Origin of the sequence: Metasolibacillus sp., from assembly GCF_025291715.1 — a bacterium.
Classification (GTDB): Bacteria; Bacillota; Bacilli; order Bacillales_A; family Planococcaceae; genus Metasolibacillus; species Metasolibacillus louembei.
In genome coordinates this window covers 244162-270321 of sequence record NZ_JAMBIZ010000001.1, presented here as the reverse complement: position 1 = coordinate 270321, position 26160 = coordinate 244162, and the positions used below count along the sequence as shown (strand labels likewise).

General features: G+C 34.8%; 29 protein-coding genes and 1 other annotated feature (1 of these 30 only partly in view). Of the genes, 6 read left to right on the top strand and 23 right to left on the bottom strand.

Annotated features, from left to right (window positions below):
- Positions 1-179, bottom strand: a binding site (T-box leader); it reaches 66 nt to the left of the window's first position.
- 48 nt (positions 180-227) lie between these two features.
- The 5 genes from M3Z76_RS01500 to M3Z76_RS01480 all read right to left on the bottom strand — a co-directional run bounded on the left by M3Z76_RS01500 (position 228) and on the right by M3Z76_RS01480 (position 2127).
- Positions 228-653 carry a hypothetical protein gene (locus tag M3Z76_RS01500; RefSeq protein WP_293919822.1) on the bottom strand — a complete coding sequence of 142 codons (426 nt, stop codon included), beginning with the start codon at positions 651-653 and terminating at the stop codon, positions 228-230.
- 13 nt (positions 654-666) lie between these two features.
- The gene (locus tag M3Z76_RS01495; RefSeq protein ID WP_293919823.1) at positions 667-1056 is read right to left on the bottom strand and encodes a CotY/CotZ family spore coat protein; all 390 of its coding nucleotides are present in this window, start codon (positions 1054-1056) and stop codon (positions 667-669) included.
- Between the two features lie 116 nt (positions 1057-1172).
- Complete coding sequence (locus M3Z76_RS01490) at positions 1173-1307, bottom strand: hypothetical protein (protein ID WP_293919825.1); 135 nt, start codon at positions 1305-1307, stop codon at positions 1173-1175.
- 106 nt (positions 1308-1413) lie between these two features.
- A complete protein-coding gene (locus tag M3Z76_RS01485) occupies positions 1414-1722 on the bottom strand; it encodes a hypothetical protein (protein ID WP_293919827.1) in 309 nt (102 codons plus the stop codon).
- A gap of 192 nt (positions 1723-1914) precedes the next feature.
- A complete protein-coding gene (locus M3Z76_RS01480) occupies positions 1915-2127 on the bottom strand; it encodes a helix-turn-helix domain-containing protein (protein WP_293919829.1) in 213 nt (70 codons plus the stop codon).
- Positions 2128-2424: 297 nt separating this feature from the next.
- Between M3Z76_RS01480 and M3Z76_RS01475 the strand changes: the two genes are divergently transcribed.
- The 6 genes from M3Z76_RS01475 (at position 2425) to M3Z76_RS19750 (ending at position 6581) form a co-directional block, all read left to right on the top strand.
- Positions 2425-2802, top strand: coding sequence for a hypothetical protein (locus M3Z76_RS01475; protein WP_293919831.1), 378 nt, complete (start codon positions 2425-2427; stop codon positions 2800-2802).
- 11 nt (positions 2803-2813) lie between these two features.
- Positions 2814-4235 carry an FtsZ/tubulin family protein gene (locus tag M3Z76_RS01470; protein ID WP_293919832.1) on the top strand — a complete coding sequence of 474 codons (1422 nt, stop codon included), beginning with the start codon at positions 2814-2816 and terminating at the stop codon, positions 4233-4235.
- Between the two features lie 109 nt (positions 4236-4344).
- On the top strand, positions 4345-5604 hold the full coding sequence (locus tag M3Z76_RS01465) for a Y-family DNA polymerase (RefSeq protein ID WP_293919834.1): 1260 nt from the start codon (positions 4345-4347) through the stop codon (positions 5602-5604).
- A gap of 47 nt (positions 5605-5651) precedes the next feature.
- Positions 5652-5948 (top strand): YolD-like family protein, encoded by a 297-nt coding sequence (locus M3Z76_RS01460; protein WP_293919835.1) that lies wholly within the window; start codon positions 5652-5654, stop codon positions 5946-5948.
- Entirely contained in the window at positions 5941-6300 is a 360-nt protein-coding gene (locus tag M3Z76_RS01455) for a YhjD family protein (protein WP_293919837.1), read from the top strand. Before M3Z76_RS01460 ends, M3Z76_RS01455 begins: the two co-directional genes overlap by 8 nt.
- Before the next feature lie 176 nt (positions 6301-6476).
- Positions 6477-6581: a putative holin-like toxin gene (locus M3Z76_RS19750; protein WP_363320658.1), complete on the top strand. Its 105-nt coding sequence runs from the start codon at positions 6477-6479 to the stop codon at positions 6579-6581.
- Positions 6582-6993: 412 nt separating this feature from the next.
- On the opposite strand, the gene M3Z76_RS01450 is transcribed toward M3Z76_RS19750, so the two are convergent.
- The 18 genes from M3Z76_RS01450 to M3Z76_RS01365 all read right to left on the bottom strand — a co-directional run bounded on the left by M3Z76_RS01450 (position 6994) and on the right by M3Z76_RS01365 (position 26128).
- On the bottom strand, positions 6994-9636 hold the full coding sequence (locus M3Z76_RS01450; RefSeq protein ID WP_293919838.1) for a type IA DNA topoisomerase: 2643 nt from the start codon (positions 9634-9636) through the stop codon (positions 6994-6996).
- 74 nt (positions 9637-9710) lie between these two features.
- Entirely contained in the window at positions 9711-10400 is a 690-nt protein-coding gene (locus M3Z76_RS01445) for a hypothetical protein (protein ID WP_293919839.1), read from the bottom strand.
- Between the two features lie 59 nt (positions 10401-10459).
- A complete protein-coding gene (locus M3Z76_RS01440) occupies positions 10460-10885 on the bottom strand; it encodes a type II toxin-antitoxin system PemK/MazF family toxin (protein WP_293919840.1) in 426 nt (141 codons plus the stop codon).
- A gap of 77 nt (positions 10886-10962) precedes the next feature.
- Positions 10963-11148: a hypothetical protein gene (locus M3Z76_RS01435; RefSeq protein WP_293919842.1), complete on the bottom strand. Its 186-nt coding sequence runs from the start codon at positions 11146-11148 to the stop codon at positions 10963-10965.
- A gap of 59 nt (positions 11149-11207) precedes the next feature.
- Positions 11208-13820 carry an LPD25 domain-containing protein gene (locus M3Z76_RS01430; RefSeq protein WP_293919843.1) on the bottom strand — a complete coding sequence of 871 codons (2613 nt, stop codon included), beginning with the start codon at positions 13818-13820 and terminating at the stop codon, positions 11208-11210.
- Positions 13821-13877: 57 nt separating this feature from the next.
- Positions 13878-14135, bottom strand: coding sequence for a hypothetical protein (locus M3Z76_RS01425; protein ID WP_293919845.1), 258 nt, complete (start codon positions 14133-14135; stop codon positions 13878-13880).
- 154 nt (positions 14136-14289) lie between these two features.
- Positions 14290-15063, bottom strand: a complete 774-nt coding sequence (locus M3Z76_RS01420; protein WP_293919847.1) for a DNA-methyltransferase — start codon at positions 15061-15063, stop codon at positions 14290-14292.
- A 164-nt stretch (positions 15064-15227) separates the two neighbouring features.
- A complete protein-coding gene (mobP2, locus tag M3Z76_RS01415) occupies positions 15228-16457 on the bottom strand; it encodes a MobP2 family relaxase (protein WP_293919848.1) in 1230 nt (409 codons plus the stop codon).
- A gap of 14 nt (positions 16458-16471) precedes the next feature.
- Positions 16472-16939 carry a hypothetical protein gene (locus tag M3Z76_RS01410; RefSeq protein WP_293919849.1) on the bottom strand — a complete coding sequence of 156 codons (468 nt, stop codon included), beginning with the start codon at positions 16937-16939 and terminating at the stop codon, positions 16472-16474.
- The gene (locus M3Z76_RS01405) at positions 16926-17177 is read right to left on the bottom strand and encodes a hypothetical protein (protein ID WP_293919851.1); all 252 of its coding nucleotides are present in this window, start codon (positions 17175-17177) and stop codon (positions 16926-16928) included. The genes M3Z76_RS01410 and M3Z76_RS01405 overlap by 14 nt, the downstream gene beginning before the upstream one ends.
- An 86-nt stretch (positions 17178-17263) precedes the next feature.
- Positions 17264-17551: a hypothetical protein gene (locus tag M3Z76_RS01400; RefSeq protein WP_293919853.1), complete on the bottom strand. Its 288-nt coding sequence runs from the start codon at positions 17549-17551 to the stop codon at positions 17264-17266.
- A gap of 248 nt (positions 17552-17799) precedes the next feature.
- Positions 17800-18693, bottom strand: a complete 894-nt coding sequence (locus M3Z76_RS01395) for a hypothetical protein (RefSeq protein WP_293919854.1) — start codon at positions 18691-18693, stop codon at positions 17800-17802.
- Positions 18694-18715: 22 nt separating this feature from the next.
- The gene (locus M3Z76_RS01390) at positions 18716-19915 is read right to left on the bottom strand and encodes a lysozyme family protein (RefSeq protein WP_293919856.1); all 1200 of its coding nucleotides are present in this window, start codon (positions 19913-19915) and stop codon (positions 18716-18718) included.
- A gap of 56 nt (positions 19916-19971) precedes the next feature.
- Positions 19972-20604 (bottom strand): hypothetical protein, encoded by a 633-nt coding sequence (locus tag M3Z76_RS01385; protein ID WP_293919858.1) that lies wholly within the window; start codon positions 20602-20604, stop codon positions 19972-19974.
- Complete coding sequence (locus M3Z76_RS01380) at positions 20605-22590, bottom strand: VirB4 family type IV secretion system protein (RefSeq protein ID WP_293919860.1); 1986 nt, start codon at positions 22588-22590, stop codon at positions 20605-20607.
- Positions 22591-22609: 19 nt separating this feature from the next.
- Entirely contained in the window at positions 22610-23242 is a 633-nt protein-coding gene (locus tag M3Z76_RS01375) for a hypothetical protein (protein WP_293919862.1), read from the bottom strand.
- On the bottom strand, positions 23226-23573 hold the full coding sequence (locus M3Z76_RS01370) for a DUF5592 family protein (RefSeq protein ID WP_293919863.1): 348 nt from the start codon (positions 23571-23573) through the stop codon (positions 23226-23228). The genes M3Z76_RS01375 and M3Z76_RS01370 overlap by 17 nt, the downstream gene beginning before the upstream one ends.
- Positions 23573-26128 (bottom strand): pLS20_p028 family conjugation system transmembrane protein, encoded by a 2556-nt coding sequence (locus M3Z76_RS01365; protein WP_293919864.1) that lies wholly within the window; start codon positions 26126-26128, stop codon positions 23573-23575. Before M3Z76_RS01365 ends, M3Z76_RS01370 begins: the two co-directional genes overlap by 1 nt.
- Positions 26129-26160 lie beyond the last annotated feature (32 nt).

Genomic DNA, 26160 nt, shown 5'->3' with positions numbered 1-26160 from the left:
CCGGTACGGCTTAATGCGATACCTCCTGCATGGATTACGGATGCAACCCCGTCGTAGCCTACTCTAATTTCGGTACGCAGCTCCAAGATGTATTCATTTTAATTTTCCCCGCGCCTCTCAACAACCGGCTACTTTCTGTCAGTTCCATTAAAATTACTCGTTCTTTTCAACGCTTTTTAATATTAGACTTTATTATATGCACTGTATTTATTTTGTCAACAATTATTTCAGATATTCCAATCATTATACGTATAATACGCTTTATTATCTATCGGCTTATAATCTGCACAAAATGCTAGCAATGTGCGCTTGCGTTCATGTGTTTCTGCTTTCTGTATGATTTCACAAACCTCCATCTTGTTGCGCACCACAAAGCCCTTTAAACAAAAAATTTCATTATCCATATCGCCATAAGGATTGAAATTGCCAAACATACATGTTTGACAAGCGGTGATTTTCATATTTGATGGCAATGCCCTCTGCAAATTTTTCACTGCTAGCTCCGAACAGCTTGTTGGCGCTGAGCGATAGTCTTGTACTTCAAAGTGAACACTTATCAGCTCACCATCCTCATCGTGCTGTAAAAATACGGTCGTTGGTAGCGCTTGAATTTCATCATCTATAGCATAATATACTTGTAACACGTCTTGCATGACTTCAGTCCTTTCACCACTTCGACTCAATAAAGACATTCGCACTTAACAACGAAGTTGACAGTAGCTGTACCCCTGACAATGTGTCGATATGAATTGTTGCTCGTTTATTTACCTTCTCCAATGTTGCCAGCTCTCCTTCAATCATTACAGGACGTAGAAAAGAAACCGTTAAAAGCCCCCGCTTTGACGCTATTTTTTCAATTCGAAAATAGCAGGTCGTAAAGGCTGTATCATAATCTGTCATCCGCAAAGGTGTACCTTGCTTTGTCAACAGCACAACTGGAATTGTATCTGTCCCAACAATTTTTAATAGCAAATAATCAAAATGCTTCGTTCGTGATTGCGCAATGAGCTGTTGAAAATAGTGGATTTCCTCTAATACTTCACTTAAATGCGCCAACACACCCCTCTCCCCTCAAGCAAAACCTCTGTACCTTTACCATATGTCAAAAGCCTGCTTGATGACAGGGGGCATCGCCTAGTGAATTGTATGGAAATTGTGTGTGTGCCTGGCACTCATTTTAGGTAAATGACAAGCTCCTGACGATATACACCATTGTCCTCATAATGATCTAGTGCATGGAAATCATATTGATAGCTACCAAAACCTAATGTAAAAAGACTTACGATTTCTTGACGAACTTCACTCATTTATTTCATCCTGTCGAAATTGTGCTACCTTATGTGGTTACCATCCTAATCTTTACTCTCATAAAAAGGACACATCATTATGATGTATCCTTCAAATTCACAATACTTATAGGCATTCTTTAGTTGGACAATACCAGCCATGCAGTTCTGCCATTTCTACATATTGCAAAAGAAATTCTTTCTCGTTGTGCTCAACTATTATAGGTTTTAACATTACCCCACATTCGTTTTGTTGATAATCAATGACAACGTCAATTACTTCATGCTCATAAGGGTCTTTAAAACAAGTATCTGAAATGAAATCCCCTTTATGAGGAATTATATTAGATTCGAAATCCTTGTAAATATTAACAAAACCCTCTCTAAAATCTTGTAACTGAATTTGATGGTCTAACGTGATTTTTATAAATGCCAACTCCCTTTTCTGTACTATCATTTTTTACGAATAAAGTCAGAAAAAGTTTCACGAAAATAAAAATAATATCAGCTTGTTTGACCCCATTTAAAAATCTTGTCCTGTAATCTCTTTATATTGGACTGGAGTAATCTCAGCGAAAGGATTAGCCTCAGTTCCGAGATAAATAAGTTCGATTAAATGAATATCTGGCTATATTTTCGTTCCATCCTCCATTATAAAATATGCTTCATATTTCATATCTAATAATTCTGCAATACGCCTTAATTCCTCTTCATTAAAATTATTTCGTTTTAATTTTTTAGATAAGTTTGGCTGGGATACTTCCATCTCTGCTGCAAGTTGTGTCAATGTCCACCCTTTTTTAATTAGTGCAATGCGAATTTTTTCACTCATTTCATTCATATTAAATAACCACTTCCTCTACATATCGTTACCTTTATAACTAATTGTATATGATATTTCCCTATTTCGAAATACATATAACTAAAAAGATATAAAAAAGGCTTGAAATTATAACTTATAGGTTATATAATTACCTCAATAGGAAAAAGTATAACAAATAAGGCATGGTATCCATATTAGGTTACCATGCAAAATACTTGTTATTTCTAGTGTAATTCAATTTTTAAAGTCAAAACTTTATATATGGTAACCACATATAGTAACCACATTTGGTTACCTTATGAAATGGAGGGTTTTATGGACAATATCGCTTTTACAAATGAACAAGTTAGTCTTTTTTCTGAAATATTAGAGCAAGATATCCTAAACATCAAAATCTTATTTTATATCGCTCAATGTGAACAAAATAAAACTAAAGTACACATTAAAACCCTTTCCGAAAATATTAAAATCCCCCGTCCAGTTGGACAGAAAAACGGAAAAGGTAATATAAAAAGCTATATTGTTGAGGAAGTCTATATTGATCGTAAACGTGCAGAGCGAGTGGTGGATCGTCTTGTGTATGCTTCTCTTATTACTTTTGAGATTCAAAAGCCTCACAAATATATACGATTGACTGATCGTGGCGCACAAATAGCTATCTATATCCAAAAGAAAATGCAAGCTAAAAACTAGGAGGAACTCATATGACAAAAAATCTTACATTTAATCAACCTGCAATGGACATGACAATGGTAGGCTTTGGACAAGCTGGCTCCCGTATCGTTGACGAACTAGCCAAATTCCATACAGCTAAAGGACAACAAACCTATCACTGTTTTGCATTAAATTCTAATGATGGTGATTTAAAAGGATTGAAATTCATTGATCCAAAAAACCGAATATCGCTAGAGTTAGGTGGCTTAGGGAAAAATCCTGAAAAAGCTATGAAAATTCTAAAAACAGATGATCAAGCTAAATCAAAAATGAATCACTTTATTACAAAACAACTGAATACAGATGACCAACATGTCATTTTCTTTGCTGGGCTAGGTGGTGGTACAGGTACAGCAACCATTATTCAGGCTATTCAAGATTTCCATAATCATTACAACAAGCCTAAAATCGAGCAAGTATTAAAAGCCATGATTGAGCAATTCAGTGAAGAAACATACAAAGAGAAGAAAAATGAATTTCATCAACGTGCCTTCCAAATTGCTTCAGAGAACTTCCGCAAACTTGGTATTGTCGCATGTATTCCACTTCGTAAAGATGGTCCTGATGTATTACGACAGGTCAATAAATTTGCGCAAGAAATTTGGTCGTTAGCAAATGATGTAACAAAAAGTGTTGCATGGGTGAAATTCCCCGATAATCAATTTTTCTATGAGCAGTTTACAAAACTACCTCAAAGCAAGAAAAATGAATTAGACAATTTTAGGGATTATGCCAATAAAGAAATTGCTAAAACAATTCACCATATTAACACAGCTGCAAACATAGGTGGTACAAGTTTAGTCTTAGATAGTCAAGATTTAAAACGTGCTTGGTGGGAACATCAAGGTTGCTTAATTATCGGGAAACAAGAAGTACCTACTGCACTCTTAAACTCACATGCAGATATAACAAAATTATTCAAGACAGCTCTATCAAAAAGTCATCTGCATGGAAATGTAAATCTTATCAATAAAGAAGGCGAAGTAAGTCAAGTACATCATGCTGGATTATTAGCGATTATTGATCGCTCAAAAGATTTCGGGAATGGCGCTTTTATCGAAAATGCAGTTGAAGAATTACATGAAATGCTACCAATTTCAGGAACTGTATTCTCAGGTTATATAGAAGAAAGCAATAATGAAAATGTAACAGTTTATACTTTTTATAAAGCGAAAGTCCTTCCAGAACGATTAGAAAAAGGATTGGTTGAAGAATACCAGCAATATATGAAGGAGAATAAAGAATTACAATTTACAGCAGCAACCATTCAAACCATTCAAGAAGATGCTACACAAATAGATGCTGAAGCATTCGCTGATCTTGGAATCCATCTTTTATCTGAAGAACAAGAAGAAGTAAAAAATGAGTTATCAATTAAGGATCAGTTAGATGGATTTGATTTTTCGTTTTAATCTAAAGTATTGAATTAGGTAGTATTCTATTAATTACCATTGTTAAAAAAGAACGTTTGTGCGTATAATATATACAAACAAGTGTTCTTTTTATTAGGAGTGATACAAGATGGATTACACTTTAATGCCTCAGCGCCCCATCATCTGTATAGATGCAAAATCTTTTTATGCCAGTTGTATGGCAATGTTGCATGGACTTGACATCATGTCTACTCCAATTGCAGTCGTAGCCAATTTAAAACAGTCTGGTAGTGTGGTGTTAGCTGCATCACCTATGATGAAAGAAAGGTTTCATATAAAAACAGGCAATAGACGTTATGAAATACCTAATCATCCAGAAATTCGACTTTTCGAACCGAAAATGAATTTTTTTATTGAAATGTCTATGATGATTACAAAATTAATAGCCAATTATGTACCATTGGAAAATATTCATGTGTATAGTGTCGATGAAAGTTTTGTCGATCTAACAGGTACTGAAAAATTATGGGGCGCACCAGAAGAAATAGCAAAAGAAATACAAAAAGCTATTATGGATCAATTTCGTATTCCGAGTGCTGTTGGTATGGGACCGAATATGTTAATAGCAAAGCTAGCACTGGATTTAGAGTCTAAAAAAACAGGTTTCGCCAAATGGAGTTATGAGGATATTCCAACAAAATTGTGGTCCGTAAATCCCTTATCAAAAATGTGGGGTATCGGAAAACAAATAGAATCAAGGCTAAATAAAATGGGTATACACACTGTCGGTGGAATAGCAAATACTGACTTAAAAGAACTAGAGGAAGAATTCGGAATAATCGGCAATCAACTCTACCATCACGCTTGGGGAATTGATTTGTCAACAATTGGAGAGCCAATCCTCACAAAAGGACAAATTAGTTTTAGTCAAGGGCAAATGCTCATGCGAGATTACCCAACAAGGAAGGAAATTTCTGTCGTATTGCTAGAGATGTGCGAAGATGTTATGCGTCGCACAAGAGAAGCTGGGTTCACAGCTCGTACAATTAGCTTGGGTGTATCGTATAGCCGACAGGCAATGACCAAAAGCTTCTACCGTTCAAAGACCATTCCTATACCAACGAACGAAACGATGGTAATGTTTAGGGTATGTACTGAACTGCTAGATGAGCATTTTGCTGGTGAACCAGCTCGTCAATTATCAGTCCGAGTCACAAATTTAGAACGTGAACGTAGCATCCAACTGGACTTATTCGATGAAAATAAATTAAAACGTCAACTCTTAGGTCCTACAATGGATGCAATTCGTGCGAAATATGGCACTACCTCTATTATGAGAGCTGCTTCATATACCGCATCTGGTACAGCTATCAAGCGAAATATTTTACTTGGTGGACATTTAGCATAGGAGTGATTTTTTTGATACGTGACCGAGGAAATATAAAGTGGACATCTATGATGTTACCTGAGCACCTAGCCCAAATTAAGCAATTAAAGCAAGAAAAAAAACAAGAACCTAGAGAGTTAGTTGAGTGGGAACTTGAAGAATTACAACAAACGATAGAAAATGCTTATAAATTTAAAGTGACTGTGGAATTGTTGATATGGGAAAATGATAACTTTGAGCAATGGGTTGGTATCATAAAAATGGTTAATGCTACAGGATTAATCCTTGAAACAACTAATAAATCAAAGAAAATACTATTCCAAAATATTCAATTCGCTCGTTTAGAAGTTGATTTTTATGATTAATTTTGAACAACGTGATCTTTTGCATAACTATTTATTACTTGATCTTGCTATTAAATCTTTACAACATGACCAAAAATATTTGGAACAATGTAAAATGAAATCAGTTTTATTACCTACACTAAATATATTATTAAAAGACTTACGTAAAAAATATTTTCAATTTAAACACCAATTGAAGTTTCATAAGATTAAAGTAATTGCATGGTATCCCATTGACGAATATTTTATTGACGTAAAAGTGGCTACAGTTGGAAATGATTTAATATTACATTACGCAAAGCAAGGGCTAAAAGCACAAGTTGAGCAACTTATCATAAACCATATGAAAAATATATCTTTGACAGGTACTTAGTACATAAGTACCTGTTTTAATTTACACTTTCAATTTTCACTAAAATAAAAAAAATGCAAGAGTTGTTTTCTTAGAATTTTAAATGCTATAATAGGGTGCAACAAACAGTTAAACTTTTCTAGTGGTTAACAATCTCCATTCAAATTATTTCACATTGGTTTGTGAGAGGAAAGGAGATGTTGCACATGACTGTATATGAATCTTTAACAATCGCGTTAACTTTTGGTATATTAATTGTTTCTGTGATTACTTTATCATACAATTTTTCAAAAAAAAATTAGCCATCCTATACTTTCTCATGTCAGAAGAGAACAGATGGCTACTTTTTAATCAAACCTAGTTAACCGCTTTTAAAGCGATGTTTGTTACTAAAACTGTTTAGTGTTGGCGCACTAAACGGTTTTTCTTTTTATAATCTTTATATAATCTTTATATATTATAAATTATATCGCACATGACTAAAAAGTCAAACGTTCATTCAGAAACTCGATTTTGCAAATTACTCTGTGTCTCAGCGACTTTTCAAATTCTAATGTATTATTGAATAGTGCCATATGTTCAAGTAGTTCCATATTTCTTTTTTTCAAACGATTTATTATATAAATGATTATGTGTAATCCATATCCACCCTCTACACAAGACGGAAAGCAGGTTATTCTTATTTAATAACTGAAGCTACTAGATTATCAAATATTAACTAAAATCAAATTCAACTTGGAAATCTTTATTCAAGATCAACTTTGCTTCAAATTCTTTTCTTGACTTCTTACTTACAAAGCCCTTTATCTTCCCTGTTTTACCTTTCGTCACTAGATCGGTTAAATGCTTTTCTGTAAGCTCCTTCTCACAAATTACTTTGAATATTGAAAAACTACAGCCTGTTTTAGCATAATGGGTGCAGCCAATCAATTTCCCTTTATCAACTACTTCCCCTTTTTTACATTTTGGACATGTAGCATTTTGAGGGAAGACCAATTCTATTGTACCATCCGTTTTTAATTTTAAAATCGCTGCAAATTCTTTATCTGTTTTTGATTTAAACCCCTTTATCAACGCTGTTTCCCCTTTTTCAATTAAATCAAGAATTTGCTTGTCTGAAAGTGTTTTACCAGCAATATTTTTAAAAATAGAGAAGTCACAACCTGTTTCATTGTATTGGGAACAACCTACTAACTTTCCTTTATCAACTACATTCCCTTTTTTACACTTTGGACATGCTGGAAGATCAGGGAAAATAAATTCTAAGTCCCACTCTGCGTTTAATTTTAAAATCGCTGCAAAGTCTTTGTCGGTTTTTGATTTAAAACCTTTGATAACACCTGTCTGCCCTTTTTTGATTAAATCAAGTACCTGTTGATCCGTAAGAGCTTTTTTAGCAACCATTGTAAAAATAGAAAAATCGCACCCTGTCTCGTTATATTGTGTACATCCAAATACTTTTCCTTTATTTATAACCTTGCCTTTTTTACATTTTGGACAAGTTGGTGCATCCGCATCTTTGGCTTTAAATTCAGTTGTTTCAAGATTTTCAGTGATTTTTCCATTAATTTCTGTCACTTCTTTTTCGATTGTCATAATAAATTCCTCCCCTTTTAAAATCCCATTTTCTATGTCCTTCAAAGATTTTTCCCATTCTGCTGTTATCACAGGGCTAACTAAGCTAGTACCTTCTACTAACTTGCAAATTGAACTTCCTACAGCTGTCACATAAACAATTTTTTTATCAGTTAAATCTAAATAACCGTTTGAAAATAATTTTTCAATTGTACCACTTCGTGTGGCTGCTGTTCCGATCCCTTTTATCTCTGATAATATTTCTCGTTCCTCACTAAAGGCTTCATCATCAAGTGTTCGCCCAGCGTATTCCATTAATTCAATCATGTCCCCCTCGTTGTAGGCTTTAGGAGGTTGTGTACATCCCTCATTTTCTATTAGGACACTTTGTACTTCTTGCTCTTCAAAAACATTTGGCAAAATGGTGTCTTTTGTATCTGCCTCATCTAAAATCTCTTTCCAACCTCGTACCTTTTCGATACGACCCGTTGTGTAGAATGGAATATCGTGAATAGTTGTAATAATTTTTGTTTCTTCATATTGATAAGTAGGCATAAACAATGCTGTGGCACTTTTGATAACCTCTAAATAAATATTTCTTTCCTCAGCTGATAATTCAGCAACATTTGCTATTTTACGAGTCGGTAAGAGTGCATAATGATCTGTTACCTTTGAAGCATCAACATGTTTTTTTATTGGCTTAAAAATCGGCTCAAAATCAATGTTGAGTAAGTTTTTCAAATCGCCTACTAAATCTTTTAAATATTCATACTCATTTTCACTGATGTATTTACTATCTGTACGTGGATATGACAAAACACGTTTTTCGTAAAGAGTTTGTGCAATTTTCAATGTCTTTTCAGGGCTGTATTTAAATTTTTTGAATGCAAGCTTTTGAAGTGATGAAAGACTTAATAAAGTGGGTGCATACTGCGATTTTATTACTTTGGTCACTTCTGAAACTTTAGCTCCTAAATTTTCAGATAAGACAAGATTATTTTCTGCGATAAATTTGTTGAAATCTTCTTTTGTATCAAATTTTAATTTTGATTTCCCTTTATATTCGCCTTGCTCACTAAAAAAGTTCGCATCTAATTCGTAGAAGGGCTTAGACACAAAATTTGCAATTTCATTTTGTCGCTGGTAAACCATTGATAAAACTACTTGCATATTTCGTCCTATCGCAATTTTGGGAGCATTTGGCGTTTTTTCTTTTACTTTTAGCGTTGCGTAACGACTGGCATTTATGCCTAAATACCAATCACTAATAGCCCTTGTTTTTCCACGTTCAAACCGTAATAAATCCTTCTCAATTGGTTCTAAATTACGGAAGCCCTGTAATACCTCACTTTTCTCTTCAGAGGAAATCCACAGGCGTTTTAATGTCTTATTTGCAATATTAATATTTGCAGTTTCAAGAATGGAGAAAAAGATATGTGTCCCTTCAATCCCAGCATCGGTTGCATTAATGATTGTGTCAGCTTCAGCCAACTGATATTTAATTGTTTGGAATAAATCGCGCGTGCTATTTTCGATTTTATACTCATATTTTGCTGGCTTAATTGGTAAATCTTCTAAATTCCATGTTTCATATTTTGGATCATATTCTTGGGGCATTTTTAAAGATACTAAGTGACCTACAGTCCATACAAGAATAGCACCGTATGGCAATAGCTCTGATTTCTTAATTTCTAAATAATTCTCATGCTTACCTTCAATTCCTAACGTATTACCAATATTTCGAGCCTGTGAAGGTTTTTCACATACAATGACTACTTTCATTTTTATAACCACCCATCATCAAATTTTTTAAAAAAAAGGAATCACCAAGATTGGCGATTCCCTCTTTTTTATTGTTACCGCTCTAAGTTTGAGCATTTTTTCACTTTCATCTCAGATTTTTGTATCAAATCATCTAATTGTAAAACTATAAGAGCTTGCTTTAAAAAATCTCGTTCAGGATTGCTGGCCTTCTCTTCTTTTAAAATTTTACTTATAGGTTCTCGTAAATAACTAAAAGCATTCGGTGGAAAATCAAATTCTCTTTTGATATAGCTAACTAATTGAGCAAATTCGTGTAATTCCTTATTTGTCAGCTCACCATTATATACTTGGTAAGTCATTTCAACAATTTCTCTTTCAACAAGTAGGTAGTGAATAAAATCAGGGTTAATATGATCAACCTCAATTGAAAATTCACTTTCGCCTCTCAAAAGGTGTAACAGAGATTGGTCCACATCGATAAAACTTTCTAATGGATAGTCACTAATCTCATCTTCTAATATGTCAGCTAATTCGCTTTTACTACAATGTTGAAATGCCTGATCAGTCAATATAAATTTCCGTAGATCATGGCAAAATATATAAGTTCCGCCTAAACTCAAAGGATCATCAAGTGTTTCATCGTCTCCCCAAACTGTATAGATATACTTTTTGTTATTAATACAGTTCTTTATAACAATTTCTGCTATTTCAAATTCTCCTCTTTGTTCTGGGGGATTTTTCACCGTAACGAGATATGGATATAATTCATCATTTAATGACATATCGAAGCTCAGTCCTTTCATTATTTGAATAGAAACGGACTCTCCATTTTTGGCTTGTCCTATCGTTCGGCTTCATTTATTTTTTGACGTTCACGACGATATTCAATTTCACGAACTGTAACAATTTTCATTAAGAGTCCCTTCAAATCTTGTTCTGTTAGATCGCCAATTTTTTTGATAATATTATTCGGATCAATATTATAAATACTTTCGCGATCACATTTAATAATGGAAGGCTTTGTTAAACCTGATTCTGCCCAATCCTCCATTAAATAGCCATATTTATGATTTAGCTTTTTTCCAATCTGGCTTGTTATTTTGAACGCTTTCCAAGTGTCAGTATCTTGATCTTTCATTGCAACAATGGGTCTTTCTTTCCCTTGTTCGACATCCTCTGCAAAATGAACATATGCATAAAATATATCCCCATCTTGGTAGGTATCATTCTCTTGCAGCTGGATTGGTTTTTCTTTTTCTTCATTCATTCAGGAAACCTTCCTTTCAACAAAAAAAGAATCCATCTTCTAAAGATGAATTCTTCTTTATTATTTTGCTATTTTATTTAAAAATTATAATCCTCATCATTATCAAACCATTCCCGATCATGAGGATTATTCGGATCAAGTAATAATGCACCATCTTTGCTTGTTTCAAGCTTTCTTGGTGTGTACCCCATTTTACCTTCTATTTTTCCAATAGCTTGCTTTAGCTCTTCAATGCTCATATCCTCATATTTTTGTTTTGCCATCACAAAACACCTCCACAGGATTTTCTTAATGCCATTATACCAAAATATCCAACCAACTTCTAACGTTCATTGCCTACAATCTTTTTTACTTTTGCTTCTTTTGGCTTGATTTCCTCATAGACCGCCATTGTCTCTAACAGTTGGTTATGTTGTGTAGGAGTTAATTTCTTTTCAGCAAGCAACTGATCATACACACTTTTATAATCACCACAACCTAAATCCCATCGATCAGGATTTACTAAATCTATCTCCCCGTTTTCATTTGGTATCAACACATGGTAACGCGTTTTGCAATAACTATACTGCTTTTCTCTATAATGAATTTCTTTTTCTAGCTGTGACATCCGCAGATTTCCTTTGGCAAATTCCATCAATTCATTTGATCTTAAAGCACTTTCTTCTGACCATTGAATCAAAATTTGTGGTGTCTGAACAGCAAATTTAGGAATTAGTGTGAAATCATCTTGGAATGTTTCACTGACAAATTGAACAAACACTTCATCCACCTGTGAAAAAGAAAGTAGTTTTTCATGATAATTTTTCCATCGATCAACACTAGGCGAAAGCCCCCAATTATTTTCCTTTGCCATCTGTTCCCATTCTTCGATTTGATTTTGTACCAAAGTAATCACTTCATTTTTCAAATCATTTTCAGAAATCACATGTAATTTTGCTTCAGACAATGCACCATATCGAACTAACAACCAGCTAGGCTCATGTACAGCTCCTTGACCTTTATTTTGTGCCTGCCCCTCAACTATTGGTTGCAAAGATGCTATCTTCCTCACAGCATGTACTGCATTATCTGTCAATTGACGTTGCCATGCGCCGTTTTTAGACGACCAACGAAAACCACGACTTTTTAAATCGGTGCGTGTTTGTTCATTTGGTTTATCATCAAAGAAAATTTGGAGACGATTTTCTTCTTTATTTGCTTCAACTTTGCCTCCCTCAAAAGACCAGCCAGCATAATCTTTTTCCTTATTTTCTTTTAAAGTTTGAATACGTTCCTTTAATCTTCGAATCTCTGCATTGTTGTTGGACAATTGAAATGCTTCAAATGGTTTCGGATCACTTCTCCAATTACTTTCCATAGCTACTTTCAAATTTTCAACCTCTGACTTTGGTAAATGAGGGCAACCATCCATTGTCTTATGCTTACGATAGTATGCATTAGTTGCTTTCATAGTTTCTTGCAATTTTACTAAAGATGTTAGTTTCGCTTCAAGCTTGTGAATGGCTTCAGGATCGTCTGCACTGATTCCTCCTCTGCCTGTACTTTGAATTTTATCAAGTAATCCTTGAATTTCCCGCCATTCTTCCATATTTTTATCCCTTGCAGCATTCTGCTTTTCTTTTTTCCTTGTTGGAAAATTCCCTCCACCTACAATCATTAAAGAAGGTACTCGCGCATCAATTACATAACGGTTATTAAGATTTTGCGCCAATTTACGAGAGTAAGTATCAAGTAAAATATCTATCTTCTCATGAAAAGAAGAATCGACTTCTGCTTTTTGTTTTTCCGCAATTTTAACCGCTGCATCAACTGCTTGTCGATAATTTGCAGTGGCGCTCCCTTCATTATAATCAGAAAAGCTGTTTGCTTCTTTTGCTCTGCGTGCAGCTTCCTCATCAATTGGATAATAGATACTATTCACTAACTCGTCTTGCTGTTCATGGTGCAAGGCTTCTGTTGATTGATTAAGAACGTTCCCTTTAGAAAGCTCTATTTCTTGAAGATGACCATCAATGATTTCAATAAATTCATGTGCAGCCTCTCTTACCCCATTTAATAACATTACTTTGTCTTCTATATTTTTTCCTTGTTGTGTCCAGCCAGCTAAATAAGATAGACTAAAATCTTCAGTATCGATACCATATCTATTTGCCACTACATAAGCCACCATTTCAGCTTGAAATTCACGTTCAGCCTTTGTAAAACTATCTCGCACATCTGGTGTGTGTAATTTTGCATGAGCTAATTCATGAAGTAACGTTGTTACATTTTCATAAGCTGTATTTCGAGGATTGAGCGCAATTTTCTTTAAATAAGGGTATGCAGCTCCTTTGGCTACTCCTAATTCCTCAATAGGTTCTGGAAGTATCTCGAATTCTAGTTTCTCAGCAATCTTATGCAATGCTTCTGACATTTCTTTTTCATTTTCCATTACGCCTTCTTGATGATACTGAGCAAAAATTTCAGAAATCGGCATATTTTTTTCTCTTGCATCCGTTTGTGTATATTCAAATACATGACCAATTTTGAAAAATAACTTCTTTTGTGTTTCAAGCGTACCATTTTGTATTTGTGCCTTTTCAACCATATTGGCAGATTGAACTCGTACCCATCCTCCATCTCGTTGGAAATACTCGACAGGTGTAGGAACAAACAATTGAATTCCTTTTTCTCCTTTCTTGACAGATACCCCCTTATCTTTCCAAAAATTAAATGAACCAACTGCCTTCGCTCCTGCAAACTGACTTTGAATCAATGCCATATTACGCAAGGAATATGAATAGAAATTTGACATAAAAGCTAAATGCTCTTTTAAAGTAGCTTCTGAAACAAAATAATGACTAATTTGTTCTGTCATACGATTGGATAATTCATCAATCTCTCTTTGCTTTTCTTCTGCTGTTTTTGCTATATATTTTTTGTTTGTAGTTGCCATAAAATCCTCTCCTTTTATTTTTTAAACCGCAACTAAAAAACATTGTTAGCTATTTCTTCAATTACTCGCTGACACATAATCAGCATCCTTTAATGCTGGACTCCCCATTTCTGGATAGTGTAGAGATGAAAGGTCCATCACTATTTCTTGATTAGCTTTATTAAAAGGTACAATATATGTACCTTGCTCAATCGCCTCAAAAATAAACTGCCGATTTTCTTCTGTTAATGCTACATTCACCTCTTCTCCATTTGCTTGAAGTAACACTCCATGTCTATCTAGTTCTTTAATAAAAGCGAAGATTGTATTTTTCATTGCTTCATTCCTCCTAATCATTTGTATAAAAAAAGAACTTACCTCAAAAGATAAGTTCTTTTTATCTAATTTCTAAATGGACTACTCTATTTATTATCTAACTGAAAAAAGAACTTCCCCATAATGAGATGAATTCTTTTATAAAAATTGCAAATTATATATTTGGGTAAATTTCAACAGGTGGCAAGCCCAAAATTAATCTATTTTCATTAACACGATCTTTCCCCTGTAGACAAAATGGTGTTTCTATTTCAAAACAAATCCAATTTCGTTTTGTATCATCACCAGCTACAGCTGTAGTTAACCCTCCTGCACAAGTGTCCAAAACTGTATCCCCTTCATTCGTATAAGTTAACATTAAATATTTCCACAAACTCAAAGGTTTTTGTGTTGGATGAAATGTTTTGCTGTCGCGAGGAAAATCAATCACCGATTTAGGGAAATTCTTTTTCTTCACGACATGTGGTTTACTCAATGTTACATTTCGATCCCCCAGCACTTTCATTTTGGGAGAGTTTTTAATTAATACAGGTTTAATATGTTGTACACCTTGTGGATTGTACGTAGGCAATTTTTTATAAAAAACGAGTACAGCCTCATGGTTTTTTAGTGGCATACGGTTGGCATTTTGAAAGCCTGTAGTATGCTTGCCTTTTTTCCATATCCACTCATAGCGAAATAGTTTCGGATTCGACATCACCAGCTTACTTGTAAAGGGTTGACTTGCTGTTAAGACAATGGCTCCATTGTCTTTAATAATGCGTTCATATTCAGCCCATAACAGATCAAATGGAATAATGCTGTCCCATGCACAATTTGTAGTCCCATATGGTAAATCACATAAAATCATATCGATTGATTTGTCAGGTATGTGCTTCATACCTTCTAAACAATCCATGTTATAAATCGTATTTTTTTTAATTTCCATTTCTTTTTTCCTCCTAATGTAATATAATTTTTTTGAAGAACATACGTTTCTTCATTTCATTGGTGGGCTTGAATACGATTTTCAAGCCTGCTTACCTTTAATAAAAAAAGAACCTATCTCTAAATAGATAAGTTCTCTTTATCAACAAATTTCTTCTGAATTAATCAACGATCATATCCATCTAACATACGATCAAACTCCTCTATATTACGATCCCTTTGATAATCATGGAAGGTTTTTCGCAATCGATAACTCAAGTTATTTATTGCATAATTCAATGTAGAAGCTTTTTCATAGCGTTGTTTAAAAATTGTCCCTCGGCTTCTATGATATGATTTTCTGTTGCCATATAATTGTTTGGTCCTTTCTTTGTCATACACTCGCAATTCAGTTAAAACTGCATTCCCCATGCGCTTTTTCAAATCGTCTAATTTGGTTTGTTTGTAATTTTGATATCGGCTACCTTCACCATACTTCTCTTTCATGACTTCTGCCTCCTCATCCAGTAGACGATGAAGCTCATTCATTTCATCTTTATAATAATGTTCTAAATATACATCTACGATTTTATCAATATATGGTCTAGCCTTATCAATGGATTGATAACCATATCGCCATTGTGAACGATCTTCAGGTAAATTACGAAGTGCCTTTTGAAATAATTTTTTTGTTTTGTGAAAATTGGATAAATCAATTTCTTGTTCCTTTTTTAGCTTTACACTACCGCGAATTAAATCTGTGATTAAATTAAGTTCCTCAGTACGATCCATGATTAAATTTGCTACTTTTGATTTCATTTTATCAAGTGAACTTTGTTTGCGCTTCGCTCTATATTGCTCTTCCCAATGTCCTGTTTCTTCATTTTTAATCCATGCTTTTTTACGAGTAGGTACAGGCTCCACAGTTGCAATATGAACATGTATGTTGTCTGTATTATAATGAATTGAAGCTGACCATACAGCACTATCTGACATATGCTCAGCTTTCAACATTTCTTCGACTGACACTCTAATGATATTTTTCAATCTAACTTCATCTACTTGTCCATTAGTAGCATCCATGACTCCAAATTTTTGTAACCAGCTATTATCAAAGCTAACGACATCTTGCCAAAGTGGAGAGCCATTTTTTTGTGCAAGCTCGAATAATTGTTTCAAGTCATCTTTATGTTGCTGATTAGCAAAATCGGTGTCTTTGGTAAAAAGAGAACCTTGCTTTTCTTCATCTCCCATGTATTCCATGTAGCGATAAAAGACAGAAAATGATTCATCTTCATTGAATGACAACATCTCTTTTACTTTTGCAGCTTCACGATCAATGTAATTAATATATTCTTTAAATTCATCACTACCTGACATCACAAATTGACTTTTTAAAACAACACCTGTTGTCATATAGCCTCACTTCCTTAGTGATTTTGGTTATTAGGTACACTTCTTTTCAATTCTTGGTCCAACTTCTTTTGTCGACTATGTGCAATTCGTTCTCGCACAAGTTGGTTAGCTTCTTGCATTGGTACACTGATAAGCTTTTCCGTTGATCCTAACGATTTTGCCCCCGTCATAATGAAATAATGATTCCAAAACTCCATCATCATTTTATTATCACGATCAATCACATTCAGAATGACACGCATTCGTTTTACATCTTCCACAACTGCTTCTAATAAACGATTCTGGATTAGACCATCTATTTCAGCTAATAGAGTCTGTCTTTCTTCCGTTTGATTCTCAAAATATGATGACACTAAATATTCCACTACGTCAGCATCATATTTTAAATTTCTTTCCTTAGCAATAAGCGAAATTTTGCTTATTATGTCTGGTCGTAATGACAAGTTTTTTTGTTTCTTTTTCAGTTCCTCACTCTTCGCCATTTGTTAATTCCTTTCCGATTATTTTATCTAACTGACTATTTAATTCTTCATCATCCACATTAAATAAAGCTTGAAGGATTGATTCAATACGTACAATTTTTTGATAGAGATCACGCTGCTGTTGTAAGTAGTCTGTCATTTGTTGTTGCGATTCTCGTACAACCTTTTCAATGTGCAACTGTTCTTCAATAAATGCTTCATGATAGGCATGTCGTTCAAGTACATTTTTTAAAAACACTTGTCTGGACACCTTCGCTTTTTTAGCAGCTTGATCTAATTTACTTATAGCAATTTCATCAACATCACGAATTAATATATCCCCAATTAAAGCTCCCCTTCCTCACTTATAATTTTGATTAATAAATTTTCCATAGCCCCTACTTTTTGTTGTAACTCTTCATTTGATTTTGCAAATGCAGCGAAAGCGTTCGCATGGATAAGCAACGTTTCCTTGATACGATTTTTTTCTTCCTGAAATACATTTTCCTGTAATGCTATGCGCTCAAGATGTGCACAAACAAATGCATTTTCCGACATATTTTTTTGCTTAGCCATGCTGTTAATTTTCTTTTTAATTGCAGGATCAATCCCACGTACTTTCATTTCAGCCATCCATCATCCTCCCATCATATTTGAGTGATGAATTAATAATAGAAATTCCCCTGTAAAACAGGGGAATGAGAGAAAGAGCATAAGGGAAATCTGCTAGCACTTGGGGTGCTAGACTAGGCAGAGCCTAGTATTTCGGTGTCCCCATAAAAAAGCAAGAATCTATATACTTCCTATATAAAATAATTTCCATTCTATATACTTCCTATATATTTTTTGCTAGGTGCAGCTGCTTCATTTTATACTTTTGCTCATTTTTCATTACGTATTTTCTCGATTTTTTCGAGTAATTTCTCACGCTTTTGTTGCAACGCTTGTACTCGTTGTTCATATTGTTTTTGCTTCTCATGAACATCTTCAATCGCAGATTTTTTCTTAGCAATTTGTTGTTGCACTTCTAGCTTTTCCTCGTCCGTTTTGTAAATCATCTCACTTTCAAGTTGGTCAATTTCATGATTAATTGATGCAATTATTTCATCTTGTAAAGGTAATTGCTTTTGCTTAATTGATTGAACTTGTTTATCCAACTGTTCAATTTCTAGTAAAACAAATTCTTCCTGATAACCAGCTGGTGTCTTTTCTTTTAGTGATGTATCAACTTCAACTTTACGATAATCTCCCACAATGACTTTTTCTTTAGGCTTCGGCATATTCTGGCTTATTGCTTCATCACTTACCACTTTTCCTTCAGCTAAAAGCTGATCTCTCGTGGCACTTTCAAGTATTTTAGGATTACGAAACTCTTTAATGAAAACACCTACTAGCTGATAATCTGCTTGTACTTGTTCTACATGTAGTACAAATTGATTCTCTTTTTGATAAACAATTTTCACAGGATACGGGTCCAGTGTTTGAGAAGCTTTTGCAGCAAAAGCAAAGGTTGGTTGGACATTATCTGTACCTGTATGTTTTGTTTCGAGCATTATCTCCATTAAATTTTTCTCAGGGTTATAATGCCACTTTTTTAACACTAGCGTGGTTTGATCTAATCCTGCAACATCCTGATTAAATGGAGTTTGATTGATTGGATCATCATCATACAGCCACCATTTCGATGTAAAAAATAGAATAGCACTGACAGCTAGTAAACTTAAAAAAACTTTATATACGAAATTTTCTAGTCCTCTATTTAATTTATTTTTCAATACACTTCAAGCTCCTTTGCAGTTATTGTATCAATGGTAATGGATTTACTGATTGACCATTTACTCTAACTTCAAAGTGTAAATGTGGTCCTGTTGAGCGACCTGTCATGCCTACACTACCAATTTGTTGGTTTTGATCAACTGTTTGCCCAACATGTACATGAGTTGCACTTAAATGCGCATAAATTGAAACAACTCCTCCACCATGATCAACGAAAATTACACTACCGAATGAGTCTGGATATGGTCCTGATGCTGGGACAACATAAATGACAACACCTTCTTTCGCTGCATAGACAGATGTTCCAGTGGGAGCACCAAAGTCAACACCTTTATGAAACTCTGGTCCAGCCCCTATGTCTCGCCAACCAAAGCCTGATGTTAGTGGATAGTTACCTGCTAGTGGTTTAACCCAGCCTTGAGCATTCGGAATTCCTGAACCTATTCCTCCTTTTGGTAGCTCTTCTCCACATCCTTCAACTTGTTCTACGTAATTTAAAACAGCCCAAACATAGAGAATGTCACCATAACATGCGCCATACATTTTCGCTTCTGATCTCGAACATTTAAATAAATGTCCATTCCCTAGAAAAACCTGTATTCTATATTGAATTTGTGAATATTCAATCGCCAAATCATATGTTGCTTTCGGATTTTCAGGTTCAACATAAAATTCGTCATATTCTTTCTCATCCTCAAATTCAACATTAAATTCCCATACAGCATCTATTCCTCGTTCATCTCTTACAAACTCAATAAAACCCGATCCGAAATTATAAGATTGAATAGCTAAAAAAATATCTCCACTTGCGCTCTGTAGCACTTGATTAAAATGATGAACACCTTGCTGAATTGACTGCTTTGGATTAGTGATACATCCTATATAACCACATAAACTTTCAGAAGATTGCATAGGATCACGCTCATTTGGATTGCCTCCAGATTCTTGCTGCATAATAGCGAGAATGAGAGGTGTATACTCTTCAATGTTTAACTCTTCTGCATACTTTGAAACAAGATATTCGTATTTTTTCACATGGGGTGATATGTTCCCAATTTGAAATTGTGCACATGCAAACTTACCTCCACCACCAACCATAATCATTAAAATAACCATCATGATACAAAGAGCAAACCCAATAAAAACTACTCCACTCACTCCTATTGTGCTGACTACCCACAATAGCAACTTCTTTTTTATTAAGTCTCCAATATGCCTCAAAACACCCTTTCACCTCACAAAAAAGAAGCCTTCGTTTTATACAAAGACTTCTTTGTTTAATTGCTCCACATGAGAACAATTTCATCTATTAAATAAACTCCCTGCACCTCCACAAAGATCAACTGATACGATTTCACATCATCTTCAGCACTAATCATCGAACCTATGATGACGTCTTTTTCATTAACTTGTTTGGTAGGAAATACTTCTAATGAATCAACCTTTGTGTAATAAGATAATTGAATTTCCCCTTCAGATATTTTATCTATTAAGTTTGATGTAGCGATTTCTTCCCACCCTTGCAGGTCACCAGACACAAGTAAATTCATCGCTTGTTCTGCATTTTGTAAAATGGATTTATATGCTGCTTTACCTGTCCGCTGCTGAACAATTGTTTCATAATCAAACTCTTTAGTCGACTTCGAACTCCCCATATCTGGGTTAATCTCTAACACTTTAGTATCTTTTTTTTCATCATTTGTTTCTACAATTTGAACCTCTTCTTTCTTCTCATTTTCATGGGAATTAGTTCTTTCTGTTGTATTAGACTCCATATGAATATAGCCTGTCCCCACCTCAAAATCGCTGTTCTCTCTTCCATTAAAAAATCGATTATAAAAAACTAGAGCTAACAGCACTAGCCCAATAAATAACAATAAAAGAAATTTGAACATCATTGTACGATTCATTTACATACCTCCTCTAAACAACGCAATTTCTTCATCGGATGCTTCAACTGTAAACATTAAGTTCCCTACACCACTGATAGATAAGAAGCAATCACCTTGCTGAAGCTGTGGTATTTGAGCCAACTCACTTTCAGAAATCTGACCTTCGAAAATGGTACGTATTGCATCTAAAGCATTGGCATCTTGTTGCATGATAAATTTATATTGTGTTAATTCAAACAACTTCTTTATCTTCGATACAACTTCATCATTCGCATGTTCAGGTACATAATCTCGAATAGATTGACTGGCTAACACGATACCACCAAGATATTTTCGCGCTTCCCTTTCATAATCAACTACGAAATCTACAGCCAACGGATTGTCAGCATTAATAAATCGATGTGATTCATCGATGACTACAAAAAATCGAATCGCATCATCGAAGTTAAAATTCGCATCCTCATACATTGCTCGCATTTGGGGTGCACCAATTGAAATCAGATTATCCCAAATCAATGTAAATGCATTAAACATCTGTGCATTGAAAATATTCTTTTCTAAGTTCGTCAATCGGCGTACAGAAAACATAATCACTTGTTCATCTGTAAAATCAGGGATAGAAGTATGGCCATTAAATAAATAGCCATATGTGTGTACAACATTATCAAGAATCAATTCAATTCGTTCTAATCGGTTTGCACGAGCAATTGACAATTCTGTTCGAATAAGACGGCGCTCTACATCTTCATATAGTTCTTGTTGCACGAAGTTTAATAAATCACTAAAAATAGGGTAAGATTCATTTGATAAGTCTGTAACACTTTCACCTTGCTGAATACGTTCCAGAAATCCTAGTGATCCATAAAAAGTACGTGTTACTTTTTTGAACTCTTCTAAATCTTCAGCAGATGGTTGACTAGCTATAAATTGATAAAATTTAGCGACTTTTGACAGATGTTGCATAAAACAAAGCTCTTCACTTTTTTGCTTTGATTTTTCTTTAGAGCCATCTTCTTGACGATAGATTTGTAAGGGATTTAAAATCCCTTGACTACCATCTAAACTAATCATGTGACCACCAAGTTCACTAACTACCGTTTCAAATTCCCCAACCACATCAAATCCACGAATAATATTTTGTCGACAGGCATTATCAACAGTCAACTTTTTTAATAATGTAGATTTACCTGCACCCATCAACCCTGCGACAACTGCATTATAAAAACGTCGCTGTTTATCTTTATGAAAAAGATCAAAAACCACATTTCCTCCTGAAAATGTGGTTCCTAAGTAGCTCCCTGTTGGATCATTTAATTCTGAAAAATGATAGGGTAGTCCTGCTGCTAATGTTAATCCTTGCATCCCTTTACCTTCTCTTTGGTTAGGGAGCTTTTGTTGCTCTTCATAAGGAAGGAATAGAGATTGCCATTCCCAAGTTGTTTCATTTAAGAAAATCGTACCTTTGAATCCATAGGAACGTAAGTCTGTTTCAACAAGTTGAACTTTTTGCTCAAGTTCATGTATGGTCTTTGCATGAACATATAAACGAATATCAACAAGCTTCACTACCTCGCCCATTTGGGCAATTTCATGGTAAAGTCGCTCTAATTCTTGGAAACTATTTTCAGCATCCATTTTTTGCGACTGTTTTTTACTATTTGAATAACGCATTGTTTGTTCCAACATCGATTTATTGATTGCACTAACCGTTTCATCACGTGGCATAGTCACCACGTCTTCTACAACAATTACTTCACGCATTGAAAATAACTTTTCTAACCAAAGCGGAGACACTTTGGTTGGATAATCCCAAATATGAATACAAGCCTCATAGCCATCACCTTTTTGGATATATTTATCTTTTGGTTGCACCCCACCTTGTGGCTGAATAGCAGCTAAAAAAAGTGGATCATAGTTCTTATTTTTAGCTGCTATCTTTTCTTTCTCTTCTACTGATTCTTTCTCTACACCTCTAAACCGAGGTGGAATAAGCTTAGCAAGCATGTAGTATCTCCTTTCACAATTACAATTTTGAGTTCGGGTTATTTAGCAAAAATAAAACATCTTGTTTTTTATCTACAGTTAATTTCTGCAACGGAAATGTCTGACGCATCCCACGAATCGCTTGATTTTTTAAATCTTCTAACAATTGTTCAGATGGTGCATATAGAAATAAGAAAAATTCACGATTCGGTCTTTCTTGCTCTAAAAAGTTAAATTCAAAAATTTTTCTATCAATGAAACGTACTTGTAATGGACTTGTAGCTCGCTCCTTTTTGCGTAGCCAGTATTGTCGCTGCTTTTCCATATTTGATGGGAAGTTTAATGCAATGATTTTATATCCAGCAGTTGTACTACGATTAAAACGTGCTTCAAGTAAGACATGCATTTCCAGTTCCTCATCCGTTAAAGATTGCAAGTCCTTTGGTGTAATCTGAAACAAATCCATGTGTAGATCATTTTTCATCACAATGTTTTCGTTAGCTCCATATTTTAAAAAAGGCACTAATTCAGGTGTTTTACGCAATACGTACTGTTTTTTAACTTGCTTTTTCGCCTTCTTCTTTTTACGGTTTTCAAAACGGAAGAATTTCTTTTTAGTACCTTTTTCCTCTGTATAAGAAGGTACAATAATTGGCTTAATATCTTCGCTCATTTGAAGTCTCACCATCCTCAAATAAATGCTTATTCTGCTCATTCATTATTTTTTGAATATCTAATGCATGATAGCTAGAACGTTGTTTATGCTTAAAATATAAGAAAATTGATTGATAGTTTTTTTTTCGCGGATTGTTACCAGAAGGCATTACAAACCACAACAATGTAAAACTTGCGACAAGCATATATGGAACAACTAATACACCATGAACCAGATCACGTAAAATTGTAAAAAATAAAAAGAAGCTAATCACAACTATGATTAGCTCCTTGATTTCCAAACCAAATAATTTAGGCTTAGATTTAATTTCCTTTGGAATCTCATACATTATTTATTGCCCCCTTCGTCTTTTTTATCTTTCTTATTAAAGACATTTGTTGCACGGCGAATATTTTGCCCCAGCGTAAAGCCTGAATTTCCTGCTCTTGTTACTTGTTCTTTCAATTTTTGCACATTACGATTTCCCCCTATAATCGTATTTTTATGCACAGCTTGTTTATGTCCAAATGGTGCTTGATTCGATTGCCCATGTGGAGTTTGCTGTGCTACATTTAGTTGATTAGTAGCACGTTGTGCCATATGTTGCTGACGTCTATTTTGTCTTTGCTCCTGATTAGTACCACCCGTTGATGTTTCGGAAGGAATGGACTGTGTTGATTCATTGTTTACAGCTGGTGCATTTGTTGGTTGTTGAACAGTACTTGTACTTTGGTTAGTTGGTATAGCAGGTATATCTACTTGATTATTAGATGGACCACTTTCGTTTGTTGGTATAGTAGCTGCTGTTTCTTTATGGCCTTTGGTATCAGCAACACTATTCTGTGCTGAAGTTGGTGTATTACCTCCTTGAGCAACTTGTCCTCCTGTTTTATTTGATGGAATTTCAGCAACCTTTTGCTGTTGGCTATTCGGCGTTCCTTCAGATGGGCTTATTGTATTTTGATTCCCCTGTGAGACTGCTCCACTTGATGGTATCTCTGTACCTCCTTTTTGCCCTATATTTTGTGAGCTATCTTGTGTTGGCATTTCTTTTACATCTGTCTTATTTATTGGTGTATCATTAGCAGGGATTGCTGTTTGCTGATCTCCATTTACTTGTTTTGATGGTACTGTATTGGCACTTTGATTGCTTGTTTGCCCTTTAGTAGCGTCTGAAGATTGATTTCTTCTTTGTGCTCTTTGTTCTGCCCTCTGCTGACTAGATAAACTCCCTTGACCATTTTGTTCTTTAGTTCCTTCAGATGCTCCTTGATTAGTTGGAGTAGCTGGTACTGTTGCCACAGAAGTGTTGGTATTATTCTGTGCAGCCTGTGTTGTACCTTGCGCAGAATCTCCTGCATTCCCTGTATTATTATTAGATGTAGGCATTGCTTGCGAACCTTGTGAAGTTGGTCCAACACCCGAATTTCCCTGTTGTTGCCCTGTTGTTGATTGTCCCCCTGTTCCACCATTTTGGCTACTTGGTACTTTAGGAACACCACTTGCACCTCTTTGACCAGTTTGTGTAGATGAAGACGAAGAAATTGGTGTTTGGGCTTGTGTTCGCATCCCTTGTACCATACGACGCATAAAGTTTGCGCCACCACCTGCTGTTGCAGCAGATTTCATCCCTGCGCCACCAAGTGCTTTTGCTCCTCCAGATGCAACTTTACTAGCAGCATATGCTCCCATCATTGCTTGCCAGCCATTGCGTAAGCCAGCATCAATTCCTAATTGACGTTGTACAATATCTGGTGCATCAATCAATGCCCAAGCACCAGCAATCAAGAGGATTATTACTCCTAAAGTTCCTACTTCATAGCGCCAAGAATTTGCCCACGTAACAAAAAGAATAAACAATTGAATTAAAGCAATCATTACAGCCATGACTACAAAGGTGTTTAGAATTTCAATAAGAACTTTTTTAGTCCGTTGTCCACCTGTCAAATCAGAAGCTGCAATAAACACACCAAAAATTTGATGAAATGCTAAATCAAAAATAGATCGTCCAATTTTAATAGCTGTAATAGCTAGCGCAAAATTTGTAATAAGTAAGGTCATAATTAAAGTAAACCAGTTCACGTGATAGCGATAATAAGTTTCCCTTCCTATTTCAGTCCCTCTTATTTTATTTTTTGCTAACTCCTCTACTTGATAACCTTTCCCTACACCCGTTGGGACTGATTTATGACTTAATACATCTTTTGAAGATTTACTTAATCCCTTTACCCAATCTGCCTTAAATATCCATCCATCATCATCGTGTAAATCAAGTTTTTGTGTGTATGGAATTTTCAGATCGTGCGTTGCTGAAAGGCGATTCGCAAATGTGTAATCTGGTGTCCCTGTATTATTATCTTTATTAAATGGTCTAGGGGGAGTATTGGCATCCCCTCGGCTTGTACCATTAGCAAATTCAAAGTTTTTTTCAGCATAGTAAAGAAGATCGGCAACATTACTTTTGATCATATTACTCGCTAAAGATTCATTTTTTGGCTTAATCTCTTCAATGCCTGCTCCAACAATCTTTTGTATATTAGACATTAAATCAGGAATAATCACGATAAAGCAAAGCGCCATGACAATATTTAATAACACTTCATTTCGCTTCTCAATTTTATTAAACATAAACTGGAAACCAAGAACAACAAGTGCAACAAAAAACACGACCCAAATAAATGGTCGTGCATTGTCCATAAACGCTCCAACTGCTCCTGTCTTATAAAAATCGTTTAACGTTATAAACTTCGTGACAATCGTCTCTATTGTTCGATTAAACCAACTAAGCGCTGAAACGATAAATCCACCAAAAGCTCGTAATACATCTTGCCACATAAACCCATCATTCAGATGTAAAATAGAGTCTAAGATTTTATGCTTCTCAATAATTTCTTGGTCATTCAACTTAAAACTCCTCCTCCCTTTACATTTTTTGA

Coding starts and splice junctions, on each gene's coding strand:
- M3Z76_RS01500 (WP_293919822.1), bottom strand. CDS start 653: ATGCAAGACGTGTTACAAGTATATTATGCTATAGATGATGAAATTCAA.
- M3Z76_RS01490 (WP_293919825.1), bottom strand. CDS start 1,307: ATGAGTGAAGTTCGTCAAGAAATCGTAAGTCTTTTTACATTAGGTTTT.
- M3Z76_RS01480 (WP_293919829.1), bottom strand. CDS start 2,127: ATGAATGAAATGAGTGAAAAAATTCGCATTGCACTAATTAAAAAAGGG.
- M3Z76_RS01475 (WP_293919831.1), top strand. CDS start 2,425: ATGGACAATATCGCTTTTACAAATGAACAAGTTAGTCTTTTTTCTGAA.
- M3Z76_RS01470 (WP_293919832.1), top strand. CDS start 2,814: ATGACAAAAAATCTTACATTTAATCAACCTGCAATGGACATGACAATG.
- M3Z76_RS01465 (WP_293919834.1), top strand. CDS start 4,345: ATGGATTACACTTTAATGCCTCAGCGCCCCATCATCTGTATAGATGCA.
- M3Z76_RS01460 (WP_293919835.1), top strand. CDS start 5,652: ATGATGTTACCTGAGCACCTAGCCCAAATTAAGCAATTAAAGCAAGAA.
- M3Z76_RS01455 (WP_293919837.1), top strand. CDS start 5,941: ATGATTAATTTTGAACAACGTGATCTTTTGCATAACTATTTATTACTT.
- M3Z76_RS19750 (WP_363320658.1), top strand. CDS start 6,477: ATGTTGCACATGACTGTATATGAATCTTTAACAATCGCGTTAACTTTT.
- M3Z76_RS01450 (WP_293919838.1), bottom strand. CDS start 9,636: ATGAAAGTAGTCATTGTATGTGAAAAACCTTCACAGGCTCGAAATATT.
- M3Z76_RS01445 (WP_293919839.1), bottom strand. CDS start 10,400: ATGTCATTAAATGATGAATTATATCCATATCTCGTTACGGTGAAAAAT.
- M3Z76_RS01440 (WP_293919840.1), bottom strand. CDS start 10,885: ATGAATGAAGAAAAAGAAAAACCAATCCAGCTGCAAGAGAATGATACC.
- M3Z76_RS01435 (WP_293919842.1), bottom strand. CDS start 11,148: ATGGCAAAACAAAAATATGAGGATATGAGCATTGAAGAGCTAAAGCAA.
- M3Z76_RS01430 (WP_293919843.1), bottom strand. CDS start 13,820: ATGGCAACTACAAACAAAAAATATATAGCAAAAACAGCAGAAGAAAAG.
- M3Z76_RS01425 (WP_293919845.1), bottom strand. CDS start 14,135: ATGAAAAATACAATCTTCGCTTTTATTAAAGAACTAGATAGACATGGA.
- M3Z76_RS01420 (WP_293919847.1), bottom strand. CDS start 15,063: ATGGAAATTAAAAAAAATACGATTTATAACATGGATTGTTTAGAAGGT.
- mobP2 (WP_293919848.1), bottom strand. CDS start 16,457: ATGACAACAGGTGTTGTTTTAAAAAGTCAATTTGTGATGTCAGGTAGT.
- M3Z76_RS01410 (WP_293919849.1), bottom strand. CDS start 16,939: ATGGCGAAGAGTGAGGAACTGAAAAAGAAACAAAAAAACTTGTCATTA.
- M3Z76_RS01400 (WP_293919853.1), bottom strand. CDS start 17,551: ATGGCTGAAATGAAAGTACGTGGGATTGATCCTGCAATTAAAAAGAAA.
- M3Z76_RS01385 (WP_293919858.1), bottom strand. CDS start 20,604: ATGAATCGTACAATGATGTTCAAATTTCTTTTATTGTTATTTATTGGG.
- M3Z76_RS01380 (WP_293919860.1), bottom strand. CDS start 22,590: ATGCTTGCTAAGCTTATTCCACCTCGGTTTAGAGGTGTAGAGAAAGAA.
- M3Z76_RS01375 (WP_293919862.1), bottom strand. CDS start 23,242: ATGAGCGAAGATATTAAGCCAATTATTGTACCTTCTTATACAGAGGAA.
- M3Z76_RS01370 (WP_293919863.1), bottom strand. CDS start 23,573: ATGTATGAGATTCCAAAGGAAATTAAATCTAAGCCTAAATTATTTGGT.